This is a genomic window from Pseudomonas sp. A-RE-19 (assembly GCF_019956555.1).
In the GTDB taxonomy this organism is placed as follows: domain Bacteria; phylum Pseudomonadota; class Gammaproteobacteria; order Pseudomonadales; family Pseudomonadaceae; genus Aquipseudomonas.
In genome coordinates, this window is sequence record NZ_JAHBDQ010000060.1 from 1 (window position 1) to 2,208 (window position 2,208).

The 2,208-nt window shown below is 61.2% G+C and carries 2 protein-coding genes; one reads left to right on the top strand and one right to left on the bottom strand.

All coding sequences use genetic code 11. The features are described 5' to 3' along the window. Positions 1 to 208 precede the first annotated feature (208 nt). Positions 209 to 1,123 (bottom strand): LysR family transcriptional regulator, encoded by a 915-nt coding sequence (locus KGB14_RS24325; RefSeq protein WP_223489195.1) that lies wholly within the window; start codon positions 1,121 to 1,123, stop codon positions 209 to 211. A gap of 85 nt (positions 1,124 to 1,208) precedes the next feature. On the opposite strand from KGB14_RS24325, the gene KGB14_RS24330 reads away from it, so the two are divergent. Continuing rightward, complete coding sequence (locus tag KGB14_RS24330) at positions 1,209 to 2,132, top strand: carbon-nitrogen hydrolase family protein (RefSeq protein WP_223489197.1); 924 nt, start codon at positions 1,209 to 1,211, stop codon at positions 2,130 to 2,132. The last annotated feature ends 76 nt before the right edge of the window (positions 2,133 to 2,208 follow it).

The window sequence follows — 2,208 nt, forward strand, 5'->3', positions numbered from 1 at the left end:
CGGGAATAGGCTGGTCTGGTTTCGTGGTTCACCTTGGATATACGCCACAGCAAAAATGCCCCGTATCTTTCAATACGGGGCATTTTCTTGAATCGTTGCGCAAATGGCTAGGTTTTCACACAGTCTGGAAGGCTGCGATCTTTTGATCTTGCTCTTTTGCCGGTTTCGAAACTGCCGAAGATCAAAGGATCGCAGCCTGCGGCAGCTCCTACGGGTGGGAAAAGGTCGTGATAATCGCCTCGCGCACTTTCAACACCACCGGATCGAGCTGAGTATGGGTGCGCCAGCCCAGTTCGATCGGATAGCGTGGCAGCGCCAAAGGGCAGGGCAGTAGCGCCAGTCCACTGAGCGCGGCGATACTCTGGGCCGCATGGGCCGGAATGGTTGCCACCGCCTGACTGCCCTTGAGCAGATGCGGCAACGCGGCAAAGTGCGTGGTCGAGGCGCATACCCGCCGGCTCAGCCCCAACGCCGCCAGGCCCTCATCGGTAATTCCGATAAAGCCCCCCGAAGACACCAGGATGTGTTCGCGGGCGACAAACTCCTCAAGGCTGATCGCCTGCTGCCCCTCGGCCAGGCTGAGTGGGTCCACCAGACACAGATAACCCCCTTCACCCAGCACCTGACGACTGAGCAGTCGCTCGGCGAACCCGCCGGCCGTGATCGCCAGATCGATGCTGCGTTCCATCAAGGCCCTGGCGACGATCTGGCTATGGGTCTGGCGAAAAATCAGCCGCAGTTTCGGCGCACATCGTGCGATCTCATCGATCAATCGCCGCCCGTAGGCGATTTCGAAATCATCCGACAAACCCACCGCCACCGAGCGTCCGTCGTAGTGATGGGCGGCCGGATCGACCATCGCCAGGCTCTGGCGGCATTTATCCAGCGCATCGCTGACCACCGGTTTCAATTGGTTGGCCTTGAGCGTCGGCGCAAGGCCTCGACCCGTGCGCACGAACAACTGATCGCCGTACACCTCTCGCAACCTGCGCAACGCCGCGCTGACCGCCGATTGCGTCACGCCCAGACGCAGCGCGGCACGGCTGGCGCTGGATTCCTCATGCAAGGCTTCGAAGACTTTGAGCAGGTTGAGATCGACGGTGGCGATATTCATTTGATTCATATCATTCAGCAGTGAGTCGGGCTTTATTCATGATCCTGTGGCGCCGGAGAATGAGCAACACCTCATTACTGACGGAGTCACCGCGATGCCCAAGTCCATCGTTGCTGCCCTGCAAATCGGCGCCTTGCCCGGCGGCAAGGCCGATACCCTCGATCAAATCCTCTCCTGGGAAACCGCCATTATCGAATCCGGCGCCGCACTGGTGGTCATGCCTGAGGCGTTGCTTGGCGGCTACCCCAAAGGCGAGGGTTTCGGCACGCAACTCGGCTATCGACTGCCGGAAGGTCGTGAAGCGTTTGCACGGTATTTCGACAACGCCATCGACGTGCCCGGCGTCGAGACAGAAGCGTTAGCCGGATTGTCCTCACGCACCGGGGCCAATCTGGTGATCGGCGTGATCGAACGGGCGGGCAGCACCTTGTATTGCACCGCGCTGTATTTCGATCCGCAGGCCGGTCTGGTCGCCAAGCACCGCAAACTGATGCCCACCGGCACTGAACGACTGATCTGGGGCAAGGGCGATGGTTCGACCTTGCCGGTGATCGACAGCCAGGTCGGGCGAATCGGCGCAGTGGTGTGCTGGGAAAACATGATGCCGCTGCTGCGCACCGCGATGTACGCCAAAGGCGTCGAGGTCTGGTGCGCGCCGACCGTGGATGAGCGGGAAATGTGGCAGGTCAGCATGCGCCACATCGCCCATGAAGGACGCTGCTTTGTGGTCAGCGCCTGTCAGGTCCAGGCCTCACCGCAAGCCTTGGGCGTGGAAATCGCCAACTGGCCGGCGCAACGCCCGTTGATTGCCGGCGGCAGCGTGATTGTGGGGCCGATGGGCGACATTCTCGCCGGGCCACTGCGCGACGAGGCGGGTTTGCTCACCGCCGAAATCAACACCGACGACCTGATCCGCGCCCGTTATGACTACGACGTAGTCGGGCACTACGCGCGCCCGGACGTGTTTGAGTTGACGGTGGATGAGCGGGCCAAACCGGGCGTGCGGTTCAACGCATAACTGTGGGAGCGGGCTTGCTCGCGAAGGCGGTGTGTCAGGCAATAATAATGTCGACTGACACACCGCCTTCGCGAGC